Source organism: Neorickettsia findlayensis (genome assembly GCF_009856525.1).
GTDB classification, from domain to species: Bacteria; Pseudomonadota; Alphaproteobacteria; order Rickettsiales; family Anaplasmataceae; genus Neorickettsia; species Neorickettsia findlayensis.
Window position 1 is genome coordinate 405610 of the sequence record NZ_CP047224.1, and the last position, 16512, is coordinate 422121.

Annotated in this window: 8 protein-coding genes; 4 read left to right on the top strand and 4 right to left on the bottom strand. The window is 39.0% G+C overall.

Features of this window, described 5'->3' with window-relative positions; all coding sequences use genetic code 11:
* Positions 1 to 189: 189 nt before the first annotated feature.
* A complete protein-coding gene (locus tag GP480_RS01975) occupies positions 190 to 849 on the bottom strand; it encodes a CADD family putative folate metabolism protein (RefSeq protein WP_160095404.1) in 660 nt (219 codons plus the stop codon).
* 347 nt (positions 850 to 1196) lie between these two features.
* On the opposite strand from GP480_RS01975, the gene htpG reads away from it, so the two are divergent.
* The 3 genes from htpG (at position 1197) to GP480_RS01990 (ending at position 9023) form a co-directional block, all read left to right on the top strand.
* On the top strand, positions 1197 to 3059 hold the full coding sequence (gene htpG, locus GP480_RS01980; RefSeq protein ID WP_160095406.1) for a molecular chaperone HtpG: 1863 nt from the start codon (positions 1197 to 1199) through the stop codon (positions 3057 to 3059).
* A gap of 200 nt (positions 3060 to 3259) precedes the next feature.
* Positions 3260 to 4483: a hypothetical protein gene (locus GP480_RS01985; RefSeq protein WP_160095408.1), complete on the top strand. Its 1224-nt coding sequence runs from the start codon at positions 3260 to 3262 to the stop codon at positions 4481 to 4483.
* A 46-nt stretch (positions 4484 to 4529) separates the two neighbouring features.
* On the top strand, positions 4530 to 9023 hold the full coding sequence (locus GP480_RS01990; protein WP_237111385.1) for an ankyrin repeat domain-containing protein: 4494 nt from the start codon (positions 4530 to 4532) through the stop codon (positions 9021 to 9023).
* A 306-nt stretch (positions 9024 to 9329) separates the two neighbouring features.
* Here the strand turns inward: GP480_RS01990 and lnt are convergent, their stop codons facing one another.
* Both lnt and GP480_RS02000 read right to left on the bottom strand, forming a co-directional pair.
* On the bottom strand, positions 9330 to 10745 hold the full coding sequence (gene lnt / locus GP480_RS01995) for an apolipoprotein N-acyltransferase (protein ID WP_160095410.1): 1416 nt from the start codon (positions 10743 to 10745) through the stop codon (positions 9330 to 9332).
* Positions 10742 to 13204, bottom strand: a complete 2463-nt coding sequence (locus GP480_RS02000; RefSeq protein ID WP_160095412.1) for an AsmA family protein — start codon at positions 13202 to 13204, stop codon at positions 10742 to 10744. The genes lnt and GP480_RS02000 overlap by 4 nt, the downstream gene beginning before the upstream one ends.
* Before the next feature lie 178 nt (positions 13205 to 13382).
* On the opposite strand from GP480_RS02000, the gene ribD reads away from it, so the two are divergent.
* Complete coding sequence (ribD, locus tag GP480_RS02005; protein ID WP_160095414.1) at positions 13383 to 14462, top strand: bifunctional diaminohydroxyphosphoribosylaminopyrimidine deaminase/5-amino-6-(5-phosphoribosylamino)uracil reductase RibD; 1080 nt, start codon at positions 13383 to 13385, stop codon at positions 14460 to 14462.
* 19 nt (positions 14463 to 14481) lie between these two features.
* Here the strand turns inward: ribD and ligA are convergent, their stop codons facing one another.
* A complete protein-coding gene (ligA, locus tag GP480_RS02010; protein WP_160095416.1) occupies positions 14482 to 16503 on the bottom strand; it encodes an NAD-dependent DNA ligase LigA in 2022 nt (673 codons plus the stop codon).
* Positions 16504 to 16512 lie beyond the last annotated feature (9 nt).

The following is a 16512-nucleotide window of genomic DNA, read 5'->3' on the forward strand; positions in this document are numbered from 1 at the left end:
GTACAAACAATATACGGAAAAACAACACCTATGCAACAATTGAAAGTCATTACCGGATGTGTTCAAAATTAGATTCAGCTGAACTACGGCAAAGAGGCAGAAACACTCATCTTGAGGAAAAAGTAACCAACACCACACCAAATCCAGATGCGGCAGTGCGTTTCCCTGGAGATGAAGAAGACCGCAAACTCAAACGTTCAGATGACCCCCTTTCAACCTTATTTCTTCCATCCCATCCAGGAATTTCCACAAAGCAGAAGCAAGCTCAAGAGCGCCTTTTCTTGCTGCTTCCCTTTCGTGTTCGTCCATTTCTTTGATGAGATTTTCACATTCTTGAGAGTGCCACTTATCAGCCTCTTCATGCACGGAGAAGAACTTCAGCGCCTTCTTATCATCCACAGAATGAAATTTCTTCAGACTGGCTATTTTTACACGAGCTACTTCTGGGATTTGTCTTTCATAAGCATACAAGGCACCTACACCTTCTGCTAAAGAGCTATTTGACAATCTGAAAAATGCCCTACTTAAGTTCTGGGTTGTCTCAAGTAACTTTGCATTTTTGACTTTTTCACTGTTCAATCCAATGAAGGAACAAAAATCTAACCATAATTTTGGATGATTTTCCTCTCCCTTTTCCTCATCAATCAAATTATCAAGCAATACTTGTCTAGTCTTTATATCAGAACATTTTGAGTGAAGAGTGCTGAGGTATCTAGGTGTCTCATTGACGTGATTAAAGTACTGGCAAGCGTATTCCTGTAGATCTCTTTTAGACAATTCACCCCTTTCCCAAGCTTGATAAAAAGAGTGTTTCAGCAGGGATTTAGATTCTAATTCTCTTGCAAACATTGGAGGACAGAAAAAGGTATAAGCAGAAGTAAAACATAATATTAAACTCTTTGAAAGTGCTTACCTAGCATCAGAGAAGGGATTAACATTCAACTATGTACGAATTAGATGAATAGCTGCATTTTCGAGTATACGGTTTGTGTAGCATAAAGATCCTCTGACTGCAAAAAATCTCAATAAATCTACTATCCCATAGTAAAGTGGTGCTGTATTGTAGTATAAGGCTTCCTTTATTGTCTTGTGTTTTTGATCCAATTTTTGAGCCAATGCTAACGTGTTTGGGATTGAAATTGTGAAATAAGACACTTATATCTTCTGCAGTAGACTTGGGACTTGATAGCTAACTCATGGAGAAAACAGAGCATAAGAACACTTATTCCTTTGGTGCGGACGCATCGAAGGTTTTAAATTTGGTCATACATTCTCTTTACAGGCATAAGGATGTTTTTCTTAGAGAGCTCATCTCCAATGCATCTGATGCTCTGAATAAACTGCGTGAAGCATCTTATTTCGACCAGGAATTACTTGAAGATAACCCTGAGCTTGAGATTCTTGTCTCTCTTGATAAAGAGAAAAAAATATTAGAGATCTCCGATAACGGGATCGGAATGGACGAAAAAGAACTTGTGGAAAACTTGGGGACGGTAGCTAGATCTGGGACTGAGAAGTTCTTGGCATCACTTAAAGATAAAAAAGTCGATTTGATAGGGCAGTTTGGGGTTGGATTTTATTCAGTCTTCATGGTGGCAGATAAGGTTGAAGTGGAGACAAGAAAGGCAGGTACAAAAAAAGGTTATATTTGGGGATCCCGTGGAAGAGACAGTTTCTATGTTGATGAACTTGGTGGGGAGGTTCCTAGGGGAACAAAAATCAGAATCTATCTTAAAGACAATTCTGAAGAATTCTTGGACAAGTTCAAGCTAGAGCACGTTATTGTAACAAATTCCAATCACATTGCCTTTCCAATATACCTGATTGATGAGAAGGGCGAGAAAGATCAGATTAATTCTGCGAGTGCTATATGGACGAAGAACAAAACTGACATTACTGATGAAGAACATCAAAACTTCTTCCGCGATGTTGCACATGTTGGAGGAAAGCCGTGGATGATCATCCATAATAAAAATGAGGGAAGCATTGAGTATATAAACTTGCTCTACGTACCGTCCATAAAGCCGTTTGATCTTTATAATCCCGATAGGAGAACTTCCGTAAAACTATACATAAAAAAGGTTTTCATAACCGAAGAGAATGTACAGTTAATTCCTCAATACTTGCGGTTTTTAAAGGGCGTGGTGGACTGTGCTGACCTCCCGCTCAATATAAGCAGGGAAACGCTTCAATATAATAATGCACTTATTAAGATAAAGAAGTCCTTGACCAATAGAGTGCTTAATGAGCTTAGAAAAAGAGCAGACAGTAATCCTGATGAGTATATCTCTGGGTTTTGGAACAATTTTGGCGCTGTTTTAAAGGAAGGCCTCTGCGAGGCTATGCCAACGGATGAAAGGGAGCGTTTATTTGCTTTGTGTCGTTTCTATTCCTTAAAGAAAGAGAAGCTTATCAGTTTAGATGAGTATATACAGGATATGCATCCGGAACAGAAAGAGATTTACTGTCTAGGTAGTACAAGCTTGGAGAGTGCTAAAAATAGCCCTCAGCTCGAAGGCTTTGTTAGTCGTGGGTTGGATGTGTTGTTTTTTACTGACCCGGTAGATGATTTTTGGGTAAGTGTTTCTCATGAGTATAAGTCGCATGATATTAAATCAATTACTAGATCTAGCATTGACCTTGATGCCTTTGCTGAACTCGAAAAAGCAGAACAGGAAGTCCAACAGCATCATGATAAAGAGATAGATCGTTTGATAGCAAAAATGCAAGAAGTCTTGAAAGATGAAGTTGAGTCTGTGAGAATTTCGAAAAGACTCACTGAGAGTCCTGTATGTCTTGCTGTTCCGGATGGTGCAATGGATATAAGAATGGAGAAATTTATGCTTGAGCAAAAGCAGCTTCATTCTAAGGCTAAGAAAATTTTGGAGATCAATACTTCTCACCCTGTGATTGCAAAAGTAATCGGGAAAGTCGATCTTCCTGAAGTAGAGGAATTAATATTTCTCCTCTATGATCAGGCATGTATTCTACAAGGTGAGGAGGTGAGTAGTCCCATGAGAATGTCTAAGGCCCTAAACAAGCTGCTTTTGCTGACCTGAAATGAGGTGGCCGCTTTGCGAGTATAGTCCAGTAGAAGCTGTTAGATACTGAGTTTTCTGGTAGCATTTTTTTAAGCTATTTTAAGTATAATGGCACTTTGTCTTCTGGGTTGCCGTTTCCTTCTGGAGAGAGACGTGTTTGGCTGATTTGGTGTTTTGTTTTTCGTATCCAGGCGATTTTTTTTGCTTTATGGTGAGCTATGCAGGGTCTATACAATAAACTTTTGGATGCTATCAGTGGTGGCAACTACTCTCTTTTTTCTCAACTCACTAAACGCGTTCAATTTGATTATTCGGGGGCTGCTTACGATGAGATGCCTCTTTTTAATGCAGTAATTTCTGCTATTTGTGTAGAAACTCCAAAAGACGAGAAAAGCATTACCGATTTGTCTGCTATACAGACACAAGAATCAGCCGCTGCGATTGCAGGATTAAGGGCAAGAATAGGCGGTAGACAAGAAATTTTTATGGATTTATGTAAACACCTTCGTGTGAATAGCCTAATAAATTTTGCAGATTTTAAAAGTGGCCTCACACCGGTGCAAATTGCTTTAGATGCTAATAATCCTTCTCTTATAAATCAATTATTCGCGAATGGTGCACTGAGGACTGCTAAGTGTGATATCGATGGAGTTCCTGGTTGTACTTTGTTCATGAAAGCGCTGAATTGCGCCCATACTGGGGATTCTGTGGAAATGTTGAAAGCAGTTGCTCGTGGTACAGCTGATCTTAAATGCTTGGCTACGACGGGTAAAAGAGATAAGCAGATAGTAGGTGACTTATGCAACTATTTCCGCTCTCTTGCACTAAACTATGAAGAAGCATTAGCAGTGTTGGTATCCTCAAACTGCAATGGGGAAAACATATATCATATGATGCTTCAAAAAAGTGATAGTGAGGCTTTGCAATGGTTAAATAATCTTCTTTTATCAGAGAAACCGCTCATTGAAGAGGCGCAGGAGCTTCTGAATGGTCTAAATCTTTCAAGTAAATACAAAACACAAATTTTGCAAAGTGCTCGTTATGCGAATGATAAGTTTGTTCGTAGAAGGAAAGCAGTGGGTGCAGCGGATGTGATATTCAATATGCCATGTGGGGGCCTTACTCCGATGGAATTTGTAGTGAGCAATATACCTTCTCAAAATGCTGAAGGGTTTGCTACGAATGCAATGATTAAAAGCAGTACAGGAAGTTCTTACGTCTCTCTTGCGGAAATAGTTGATGGTGGGGTGGATCCGTCTGGATTAATTAACCTCGCTGATGCAGTGTTACGTTGTGCTCCAGAGGCTATATGTGCGAAATTTTTTGATACTTGCTCTGGTCATGCTTTTTTGACAAAGCTTTGCGATTCTTATGAAAAACGTGATGGTGCTGTTACTGAAAAATCATTTATTGCTTTCTTAATCAAACATCGCTTTCCCTAGCTTCCTAAAATTTGTCGAAGAAGGTAGGCTCAGTGTTAAGGATGTCTTGCATGCGGTAGTTGAAAACCGTGATTCGAGCAAAATTACTGATTTTGTTAAGTACGTTCCGGTACAGCTTTGGGAGTCTGAAAATGGAGAGGGGTGTACTCCGTTGGAGGTCGCTATTGCAAATGATGACGCTGCTTGTGTTGCTGCGATTTGTCAAAGCTTAGAAGGTGCGTTAGCGTCTGCAAGCACTCAAGAGGAAATCGACGCCACCCAGGAGTGTATAGATAGGCTTCTTTCAAGGGTTAGTAAGCTATCTGGAGGAACGGTTTTGCACTTTGTTGCTGAAAAAGTTCCGCATCTGAGGGATGTAATTTTTAACTTGTCTTCCAATCTTGAGGCGTTGTTGAATATTAAGGATCGAAAGGGGCTCCTACCAGTTCACCATAACAAAAACCTTGGCGTTTTTTATGGACCTTTGTGTAAGCAGAAATACGGGGTGTCGGTTGCAGAACTAACAGCGAGTCAGATGAGTGATTTAGAAGAGAGTGTCGTACTTCACAGAAAAATCGCCGATGGAGATAAGTCTGTCCTAGAAAGGCTATTTTTAGAAGATGAATCCAATGTATACAAACGTATAGATACTGTTGATGGTGCGAAAAGCATTCTTGAAGTGGCTGCTGAAAGCGGTAATTCGGATTTAGTCAAGTTTATTCTTCTTGAACATAGGAAATTGCAGGAAAAAAGTAAAACTCAATGTGAAGAACTTAAGGCTGAAGTTGAAAAAATTACAGCTCTCCAGATTCCTGAAATGCAAGCAATGGTCAGTGATCTGGAAGCTAAAAGGGTCCTCCAAGAGGGGGTACAGCGTGCTAGATCTGATTCGATGTGTAGCCATGCTAATGCAACGGTATTGAGGGTGCTTAGTGTACAGGAACAGCAAGGTTGGCATCAAGATGTGCTAGATAGTGCTGATTTGCGTGAAGAAACGCTTGTTGCAGCACTTTTGGATAATGGTATAAATCCGCTAGTTACAGCTGTGCAAAGTGGTAACAGCGCGGTTGCACAGAAAATATTGTCAGAGACCAAAGGATGCGTGAATGATGACCTCAAGGACAAGCTTATCGAAAAGCAAGATGTTGCTGGACTTTTAAAGTATGGCTTTGGATCAGCTGTCCTATATGATGCTGAATATAGTCTAACTAGGGATCTTGGAAAGTATAAGGCAGAGTTTGATCCTTCAGCAGCAACTGTTGCGCTTGTACGTGAGGAAATGAATATTCTTAGAAAACAGGTTACCTCAAAGTTTGCAAATAAAGGTGCTCTGCTTACATATGCCCATGCTATCTCTATGGATACATCTGAAGCAGATAACATAAGAGATAAATTGAGTGGCTTTGAAGATGGAGACAAAGCGCTTGTTTCGGTATGTAGCCCAGATGGTCATAATATAGGCACCCTTATTGCTGCCTTTGGTAGCATTGCACAATGGCAGGCCTATGCAAACAAGTATAGCAAGCTAAAGGCTGCAGATAGTGGTGGTGTTTCTCCTGCAGTAAACGTGTCCGCTGAGGTGGGTAGTCCCCTACAGGTTGCGCTTCTGGCGAAGCACTTTGCAAATAGTGCCACGGAAAAAAGAAGGAGGGCATTTTTTTTTGATTATTTGGTGCAGCATTATTTAGATGATCTTTTTATTCCAAATGTGAATGGGGAGAATCTTTTGCACACGGCTGTTAGATGTAAGGATGCAGAGGCGATGGAGTCGATTCTGACGCATGCTGCTTCTGTAAGCACTCTTACTTTTTCCGCATTGAATCAACGTAATGGGGCTGGTAGGACTGTTTTAGAGCTTGCTGTTTATATGAATAATGCTTCAGTGATTAAAGCAATACTTGCTACTGTTTTGGCACACCACGGAGCAGATGCTGCTACTAGCCTACTTCTTCGATCTCGTCTTTTACACACTGCTGTGGCGATGAACAATGATGCGATGCTTAAGCTGATTGCAGGCATGCAAAAAATGCTTAATGCGATTACTGCTCCAGAGCAGGTGCTCTTACTAGAGAATCAAAAAGACTCACAAGATAGGGATCCGTTTGTTCTTGCTGTCGAAATGGGAAATCTTTCTGCTGTGAGAGTGATGCAAAATGCTGGACTGCAAATGAATGTAGAGAGTGTTAAAAAGGCAATTTTAGCTCTCCCGGCCAGCTTTGATCAGAATGAGTTAAAGGGATTCATTAAATGTCTCAAATTGAGTAAAGAAGATGCGGGTACGCTTCTTACTGAGCGTGAAAGACATTTAAGAGAAGCTCTTCCTTCGAAGTCAACTCCTGCTGTGGAAGTCAAAAGCGATAAAGAAAGAGAGGAGATTGTAGCTCAAGTGCGCCATTATGCAGAATCTGAATCCAAACTATTTAAAAAGCGGTCTTGTCACACGCATAATAGTGTTCTTTCCGAATTTCAACAAGGGTACAACGAGAGGGCTGCATCTTTAAAAGACGATATTACGAGTGGTAGGGTGGATGCTGCCATTGCTAGCGTGCGTTCACATCCGGGTCTTATAGACTCTTCAGATGAGAGAAATGAAATTGTAAATGCAATACTGAGATCCAAGAATGTGCAATTGGCTAAGATTGCCGTGCAGAGTTCGAATAAGTTCATAAGGAATTCTAATGGTGACAACTTGCTCGATTGTATTATAAAGGGAGCTAGTGATGAAACTTTAAGGGAATTGGTCACCGAATGTATGGTAACTGGTTATGGTATTGCTGAAGTTTCAGGTCAAGGTACAACTTCCTTTCAACTGCTGGAAGCGAGAAATCCTGTTCTTGCAGCGGAATTAAGAAGCACTTATGAGGAAGAAAATGCTAAAACAGGGGCTCTCATGCGTTGTTTGGAAGATGTTCTGCAATCCGCAAATGTCGGTGAGAAGTCGCGTGCAGCTTCCTTATTACTAGGGGAAATGAATTCTCTTCCCAAAGGTTATCATTTTCCTGTTTTTTCGCAGATGTTTTCACAAATATCTAGTGAAAGTGTGCCTGGTGAGCACTCTTTGCTTACAAAACGTTTTGGTTTGCTCTGCTATCTTTTGAAGGGGGTTTCATACTTTGGAGAGAGAAACCCAGAGAACGGGGATACAGTTTTGCACATGTTGTTTAAGGTGCTTAGAACCGCTCCCTCAGCTACCACCGAGGTGCATGATGCTCTTAGTGCCATCCTTGCTAATAAGCATTTCTCTCCCGAATTGTTACTGGAAAAGAATTATTACGGTGTTTCAGCTTTGGATGTATTAGCAGGCACGAAGGGATCCGGGCAACTTTTAACTATTATTAGGCAGGCCGTTCCAAGTTTTGCAGACAAAATTAGCTTTTCGAGAATGTTAATGCTTTCTGTGCTTGGGGCAGATTCAGTCGAAACTAGAGAGTTTTTGGAACATCATCAAGGTCCCCTACTAGATATTAATGCTGAGGATGAAGATGGTTATTCTAGCCTTGAGTGCGCCATCCTAAACAATAATATTCCTATGTGCAAGCTTCTCCTTGAATATGGTGCGGAAATCAATACCGTCGATTCTTGTGGTCGCAATTTTCTTGATAAGATACTCGATCGTTCTCTCGAGACAGGTAGTCGACCTAGTCCTGAGATGGTGTCTTTCCTTGTAAGTAGAGGTATAGATTTGATCCATTCTAGTGGAGGTTTGAGTACTTTAGAACGATTCGAGAAGTTTGAGCGAAAAAGAGATCTTTGCCGCGCTCGTTTAGCTGTTCTAATGAATAAGACTGACCTCTGTCAGAGCGATTATACCGAACTGCGCTTTCTAATGAATGCGCAATTGGAGAATAATTACTGTCAAACTCTTCTTCAGGCTGAACTCGAGCGGGAACGAGTTAATAAAGAGGTAAGCGAGCAGGTTGCGAGTGCTCTATATACCGCAAGTGACAATATCTTGATCCGGAATGTTAGGTCACTTGTAAGTGCTCCATTCAGATTATCGAAAGAAAAGAGTACTGCAAGCATTGTTGGAGGTCTGTTGTGTGTCAAGATTGATGGTAATGCTACCGTTGATACTGATCAACTTTTTTCTTCTGCAAAGTCCAACGGGATACGGTGCAGTAGTTTATCGTTCAATAATGGTAGGAATATCGTTAAGGTAGAAAGAAGAGCGGATGGTTTGACAAACTATATTCCTCAAAGTGGGTGTGTTGTTGTCTCGGTTGAGGCGGCAATAAAAGGGAGCTACAAAACAGTTGACATACTCATGAGTAGTGATGGTTCCGTTTCTTTTGGTTCTAAAAAAAATGCTGATAAGTATGCTTCTCTTTTAAGGGAGGGTAAGCTTGATCTTTCTTCTTCAGGTGTATACGTTAATGGTACGCCACTTGAAAAAGCCATTGGTTCAGCGTCTCAAAAACCTATAGCATCTCAAGGAATTCATGAGGCGGCAAAAGCTTTGAAAGAGGCCGGTGCTTCAAGTGCGGAAGATGTTCATGCCCATCAGGGACAGGTACCGACTGGTGGAACGCAGCACGCTGCTGAGCGTGGGAGCGATATATGAAAATGTCTAGGGTGGATAGTGTAGTATGTTGTGCATGGCAGGGCATGCAAGCCTTCTTACTCGAAAAGAGGAAGTGATATTTTTGACTGAGCATTGCCGTGTGGAACGAGCTTCTCGAGCCTGCTGAACTCGTTACTTTAAATAAGGTGGTAGAGTGTATAAGAACGGGGTTCTGTTTTAAGGGTCGTTGTTCGGGATTTCTGCTCCTTACATAATTGCCAAGATTGCGCTTTTATCTTATTTTTCCATCACGCTTTTAAAAATTATTGTTATCCGATCGTTTGCTGTAATTAAAAATCATAATTATCAAGAACAAAATCTAGTAAGGTTGTGGATGAGCGTACTATAAAGTGTCTTTTTTGGATGTTTTTTAGGTATCGCAATGTCTAGCACCCCTTCTGAGGAATAATCTATTTTTTCCAGTATTCTTCCATATGGGTCGATAACTGCGGAAATACCAGTAGTGGTTGATCTGACAAGTGGAAGTCCATATTCTATTGCTCTGATACGTGCCATTTGTAGATGTTGGTACCGTGCAGTGCTGTTTCCAAACCAACTATCATTTGTGAGGTTGACTATCCATTCAGCAGGCTTTTTTCGAGCAATAAAAGTGCTAAAAATACTTTCATAACAAAGTATTGGTGCTGCCTCGATGCTATCTAGCACTTTAGTATTATCGTGACCCGGAGTAAAACTGCTCATTCCATTAACAATCTTTTTTATTGGTATTATATTTTCAAGAGGTACGTACTCTCCAAATGGAATAAGTTTGACCTTATCGTAATACTCTGCGATGAGCCCGTTGCTAAGTACAAAAATTGAATTAAATAATGAATTATTATCTCTACGTGTTCCGGCAGCTATTAGAGGTTTTCCAAGAGCTTGGCTCACATAAAGCGTTATGTCTGTTTCAGGTCTCGAGAAAAGGAACGGCAATGATGATTCCGGCCACACGAAATAGGTGATTTTGATCGAAGGTCTAGACATACTTAATTGAAGGTACTTCTTGAGTACCATCTTTTGAAATTCGGTTGTCCAAACTTGCTGATGAGAGATATTTGCCTGTACTATCCTGACGATTTTTGATGAGTATTGTGTTGGGTAAGTGCTCAAACGTCTAAGACCAAAGCAAAAAACCGATATGAATAAAATAATTGAACAAATAAAGTAGAGTCTGGCTTTTTTTGAATCCTTGAAAAGAAGTTCCCCAATCGAGCCAGAAAGAAATGTTGTAAATGCTGTAAGTCCAAAAATACCAAAAAGTGATGCTAGCTGAAGAAACTCTATATGATCCCATGAATAACCGATTAAATTCCATGGAAAACCACTGAAACACACTTCTCTTAGGTATTCGGATCCTGTTATTATGAGAGAGAAGGTGAGTGGATTTTGTATTTTGATCGCCTTAAACAGCATAAAGGCGCAGGTAAAATAAAGAGAAAGAAAAATGGAGAGTACAATAGGAACTGGTATGATTAGCCACCATAAATTTTGTATATCTGTCGCTAATGCAAAAGCAATCCAATATAAAGAAGTCAGGAAAAAGGCACTTCCAAAATAGATAGAAAACAAGAAGGTTTGTCTTATAGAGGAAGACAGCCTTAGTTGTTTATATACAAGTGCAAGTACAAAAATAAGAACGAATGTCAAGTGAAAGGGTGCAAACCCAAGCGTCATACACACTCCAAGGAGTATTGGTAAGTATTTTTCTGATACCTTCATGTGTAATTTGCTTTTGTTCCCTTTAGAGTCTCGAATATTGTTTTATTATCAAAGAAGATTCTTGGTTTCCACAGACTACCTTCAAGATTAATGTCAACCGCAATTGGACTGTCGTTAAGATTAAAGAAAACACGTGCAATAGACGAATTTTTCATATCAACAAGACTGAAATGTGAAGAAAAAACGCCACTAGTCGCCTTAGTCATAAAACTAAGTGATGTACCTATAATGCCGTTAGTAATGTTTCCTGAACCGTCAACTTGAAATAGAGGAGTGCTCTTTTCAAAGAAACTGACTCTGATAACCTCATCTAGTTCTTTTATTGAATTTACTTCAACTAGCTTTAGTGGAAGTCCATCTATATCGCCTCCCTCTAGTAAAATATTAGGAGAGTTAAAAGTGATTTTGCCATTCAGATTTTTGACTATTTGAGCAATACTGAAACCCTTAGAGGAAAGATTACCCTGGACGCTTGCTTTGCCAGAAATATAATCAATTTTAAAATATTTTTTAAAAAGTTTTCCGAGATCTAGGTTAACGGCTGCTACTGATGCAATGATACCATTTTGTCCTTGGGCAAAAGTGAGATTTGCAACCATTTCAAAAAGTAAATCTTCTCTTTTGACAGAGAACTTAGTTAGTTTAAGTATTCTATTTTCTGTTTCTGCTGAAATCGCAAGATTCAAATGGGGCTCTTTGTTATTTGCATCAAAAATATTGTTACAAATAACATTGAATTTTCCACTGAGATTATTAGGAATATAAGGGAAAACATCCTCGTTCCATTGTATTTTGAAATCTTTGTTGTTTTCTTTGAAAACGTTAAACAGGCTCGGGAACTCAATGATGCTTTTATCAAATCTATTTCCATCAAGATCTATTTCTAGAATATTTGAATCTTGAATAAATCTTATCCTTCCTGTGAAGCTCATTCTATCTGAATCTACAGATATATACGAAGCGTTATTCCTCTGTTTTATGTGGTGAACAAAATCAATATGGGAGATTTCATTCTTCCCAACTTTTGTATTTTCTAACTCGAACCTGACTGCCGCGTCCAATTCAGTAAAGCGATCCACAAGTGAATGAACATTGTCTTTGGTAAGGGTTTTTAATTCCAACGAGCTGGCTTTGAAATCAGTCCTTATTTTCTTTAAGAGTCGATTGTATTGAATTGTTCCATCAATTGCTATTTCATCTGTGAGAAATCTACCACTATTAATCAGGAACATATCTGGTCCAAAAACAAAATTAACTGAAAAGTTGAACCGCTTCCCTATTAAATTTGTAATATCTATATACTTCGCCGATAGTGGTGTAATAGTGATCCATTCGGGAACCGTGCCAACACAATTTGCCTCTGCACGTAGAATAGGATGTCCTCTCAAATTTCTTTCAACAATACCTTTTGCAGTGAATGTTCCATTTTTTGATTGAGCAGAGAAATTATCAATATAAGAGAACTTACCTTGATCAAGGAAATCAAACTGGACTTTTGCGGTTTTGTCTCCTCTGAGTTTAATTTTGTGCGCAATAAATTTGAACTCTTCTCTTCCAAGAAGCCCTCTTTGGATATTTAGAAGTGCTAAAAAGGTCCCTTCGAGGGAACCATTTGTTACACGGCTCAGGTCAATATAGCTACTATTTATATCAACTTTATTTTTTTCGTGATCTTTGAAAATATTGACTACCGACTTCACTAAGTCCGAGTCAATAGTTACCGAATAGCTATTTTTGATCTGGTCATAATGAGTACCAATGATAAAGTAACTATCTTCTCTTGGTTGGTAAGCAATATCTGTGAATGTAGAGAAAAGTCTAAGGAGATCTTTCCCACTACCCGAAATATGCTTTTCTTTTTCTGAAAGAAATATTTTTAATTTCTCTTTCTTACTTGAGAGTTTTACAAGCGATTGGTTTTTCCTTTTGTCTAAGCGTATGAGAATGTCGTAAGGCACTTTATCAGTTCTACCAACTTCACCAGAAAAGAAAAATTCTTTCTCTGAAGCAGAGAACATCCCGTTTTTTATGTAAGTGTTAATTGCATAATCAGGAACAATGAGCTCTGTATTTTGAAAATGTAAATTGTGAAATTTCAGTACAGGAAATTCATTTGCATTGCTCAGTACGACTTTCCCATTTTTAAGTACAATTTTTGAAATCCGAGGTTTGCTGAAAATGAGCGAGCTGAGTTCGAGGTCTATATCAAGTTCTTCGAATACATATCGCGACCCAGAGGTATGATGAAAAAAATTTAAAGATGTGATTTTCAGCCCTGGATTTAAAAAACTAATTGATATATCGCCATGAACCTCAATATTGCCACCAAATAGATGGCTGATTTCATCAAGATATCCTCTCTTATCAGCATTAAGTTTTATAATAAATCCACCAAGAAAGCATAAAATTGTCATTAAAATAAAAAAAACGACAATCTTAGGAAAGCGGTAAGAAACCATACTTGGAACCAAGGATAAAACTAAAGAATATTCACAGAAAAACGCTGTTTCAGGATTAAAGTTAGCAAATAAAATACTAAAAATCGTTGTTCTGCAAAGAGATAGATGATAGCTTTGTTGCTGTAATTCCGCTAATTACATGAGTTCCCCCAAAACACACGGCCGTATTGTATATTACATGGAAGCAGCAGTAAATGCCTCACGTTTTGGACAAGGTCTTACTGCGGATAATCCATCTGTTGGATGCATTATTGTGAAGGATGACGAGGTAGTTGGAAAAGGCGTCACTGGGATGAATGGCTCCCCTCATGCGGAAGCAGTTGCTCTCAAAGTCGCGGGTATAAGGGCAAAGGGTGCCGACTTATACACAACACTTGAGCCATGCGTACATTACGGGAGAACGCCACCTTGCACGGATCTAATTATTGAATCCGGTATAAAAAATGTCTTTATTGGAGCTAGGGATCCAGACATTAGAGTTAATGGTAAAGGTATACAAAAGCTTCGGGAAAGTGGAATTGTTGTTACTACCGGAATTTTAAAAAGGGAGTGCTGTCTTAGCAATATAGGATATTTTTACCGTCAAGTTTTTGGTAGACCATTTGTTACTCTTAAGACTGCAACTACCCTTGATGGAAAAATTGCTTGTTCTAATGGAAAAAGTACTTGGATTACAAGTCCTGCTACGAGGAAAATATCTCACATGCTAAGATGTATCTCTTCCTCTATTATGATTGGCTATTCGACTCTTAAACATGATGATCCGCAGCTTAGCTGCAGACTACCGGGCGTGAAAAAAGAGTCGATTAAAGTTGTACTTGATACTCGAGGTGAGATTTCTTCTCCTAATTTTAAAATCTTCAATGACGGTATTGTGTGGTCATTCGGTAAAAAAAATACATTCAAACATAAAAATTTCTTTAATTTTGAAGCTAATCTAAACGGCGAAATATTGGATCTGGAAGACGTGTTGCAGCAACTCGGAACGATGGGTATTAATAGTGTGCTCGTAGAGTGTGGAAGTAAACTATTTTCATCGTTTGTAACTGAAAATTTATACGATCAGATCATCTGGTTCAGAGCCAATAAAGTTGCCGGTGATGATGCACTGGGTTGTTGCAGTAGTTTGAACTTCGATCATCCTTTGAAGTTTATTAAATTAAGAAAAACCAACGAAATAAAAATTCGTGGCGAATCGTTGGAGTTTTTTGCCAACGATAATTCTAAAAGATTCAATACTCTTTTGGGAATTCTGTAATTACTGTACTTTGAAAAAATCATTTTATCTTTGAGTTGGAGTTTGTATCTATCTCAAGGGCAGGTGTGTTGTTTACGGCCAATTCCATGAAGGTTTTTTCCTCTATGATTGTAATGCCAAGTTCATTGGCTTTTGCTAGTTTCGAGCCTGCTTTTTCTCCAGCTACAACATAGTCGACCTGCTTGGAAATACTATTCACGATTATACCGCCAGCCTTTTTTACGATCTCTTTTGCTTCTTCCCTACTAATTGAGAGGAGTGTACCTGTAAAAACAAATTTTTTCCCGCTAAGTAGACCACCCATACTAACGCTGTGATCGCTTACAATAACGTGATCAGACAAGCTTTTTATCATATCGCAGTTATCTGGATCACTGAAAAAATCCACTAAAGAGTCACATACACAACTTCCCATACCATCAAGATTCCTGATTTCATTTTTAGTTTGGGCGTCGTCTTTGAGCGTAGACATTTTATTAAACCAGTTGGCAAAACTTTTGAACTGCTGTGCAAGCGCATAAGCAGTCTTTTCACCTATATTTTTTATTCCAAGGCTAAAAATGAACTTTTCTAAACTTATTTTCCGAGAGTTCTCAATGTTTTTGAGAATATTCTCTACCGACTTTTCTCCCCAACCATCATATTTTTTTATTTCATCTCCGTGCTTATCTAAGCAAAAAATATCTGCCGGTTCTGAAATAAATTCCTTCTCGATAAAAAAAGCAATATGTGATGTTCCTATACCATCTATATCGAATGCTTGTGCTGAGACAAGATGTTTTATTTGCTGTATTAGCTGTTCAGAACATTTTTTCCGATTATTGCAGCGAATCACCGCTTCGTTATTTTTTTTTATCAGTGTAGAAGAACAGGAGGGACATTTATCAGGAAAAGTAAACCTCTTCTGACTAGTTCTATACGATGTGTCTACTTCAAGCACTTTTGGAATTACGTCTCCAGCTCTTTCTACTGTTACCAGATCTCCTTCGCGGATGTCTTTTCTTTTGAGTTCGTCTTCGTTATATAGGCTTGCCCTTGATATGACAACTCCGCCTATGGTAATCGGTTTTAAGTGAGCAACCGGTGTGATGATGCCAGTACGTCCAACACTGAGCTTGATTTTTTCGAGTATAGTCTTTCCTCGATGTGAGGGAAATTTATGTGCTATGGCCCATCTAGGTGCATCTGATAGCGTGCCCAACCTTGTGTGTAACTTGAGACTGTTTACCTTATAGACTAGCCCATCTATATCGTAGTTGATTTGTGAGCGTCTACGATAAACTGAATTGTAAAAACCCATAATTTCTGGAACTTTTAATGAAGATAGTCTTAATGGATTTGTCATAAAACCGCGCTCACTTAGAAAGTGCAACACATCTTCTTGACGTTTTATTCCATCGATTTTGCTGGCGCTATAAGCGAAGTATTGCAGATTGCGTTCCTTGGTTATTTCAGGATTAAGTTGCCTAAGTGATCCCGCAGCAGCATTGCGCGGATTTGAAAAACCTTCAAGCGTTCGAAAGGCGTCATGGTCAAGAAAAACTTCTCCGCGTACTTCCAAAAGATCTGGTACATCTTCAATTTCTATGGGAAAACCATTGATGACTTTCATGTTATCAAGAATATTTTCTCCTACTTTCCCATCTCCTCTTGTTGCACAAGAGTAAAGTTTTCCCTTGACATAACGTGCAGAAAATGAAACGCCATCTATTTTAGGCTCACATAAAAATTCAAGGTCATCTTTGAGATTCAGGAATCTCTTTGTTCTTTCTATATATTCTATTAACTCTTCTTCTGAGAAGATGTTACGTAATGAAAGCATAGGAGATAAGTGTTCGACTTTTTGGAATTTCTCAGAAGGTGGGTGACCAACAACTACTGGAAATCCAAGTCCCGGATTTGCATCTAAAAGCTTAAGATAACGGTCCTTAATTGAATCATACTCAGCATCCGTTATTTCCGGACTATCATCTTGATAGTACTTCCTGTTATGTTGCAGAAGCTTCTCGTAAAGCTCTTGAATTTCTTTTTCTACTTTCATCGAATATGG

Coding starts and splice junctions, on each gene's coding strand:
- GP480_RS01975 (WP_160095404.1), bottom strand. CDS start 849: ATGTTTGCAAGAGAATTAGAATCTAAATCCCTGCTGAAACACTCTTTT.
- htpG (WP_160095406.1), top strand. CDS start 1,197: ATGGAGAAAACAGAGCATAAGAACACTTATTCCTTTGGTGCGGACGCA.
- GP480_RS01985 (WP_160095408.1), top strand. CDS start 3,260: ATGCAGGGTCTATACAATAAACTTTTGGATGCTATCAGTGGTGGCAAC.
- lnt (WP_160095410.1), bottom strand. CDS start 10,745: ATGAAGGTATCAGAAAAATACTTACCAATACTCCTTGGAGTGTGTATG.
- GP480_RS02000 (WP_160095412.1), bottom strand. CDS start 13,204: ATGGTTTCTTACCGCTTTCCTAAGATTGTCGTTTTTTTTATTTTAATG.
- ribD (WP_160095414.1), top strand. CDS start 13,383: ATGGAAGCAGCAGTAAATGCCTCACGTTTTGGACAAGGTCTTACTGCG.
- ligA (WP_160095416.1), bottom strand. CDS start 16,503: ATGAAAGTAGAAAAAGAAATTCAAGAGCTTTACGAGAAGCTTCTGCAA.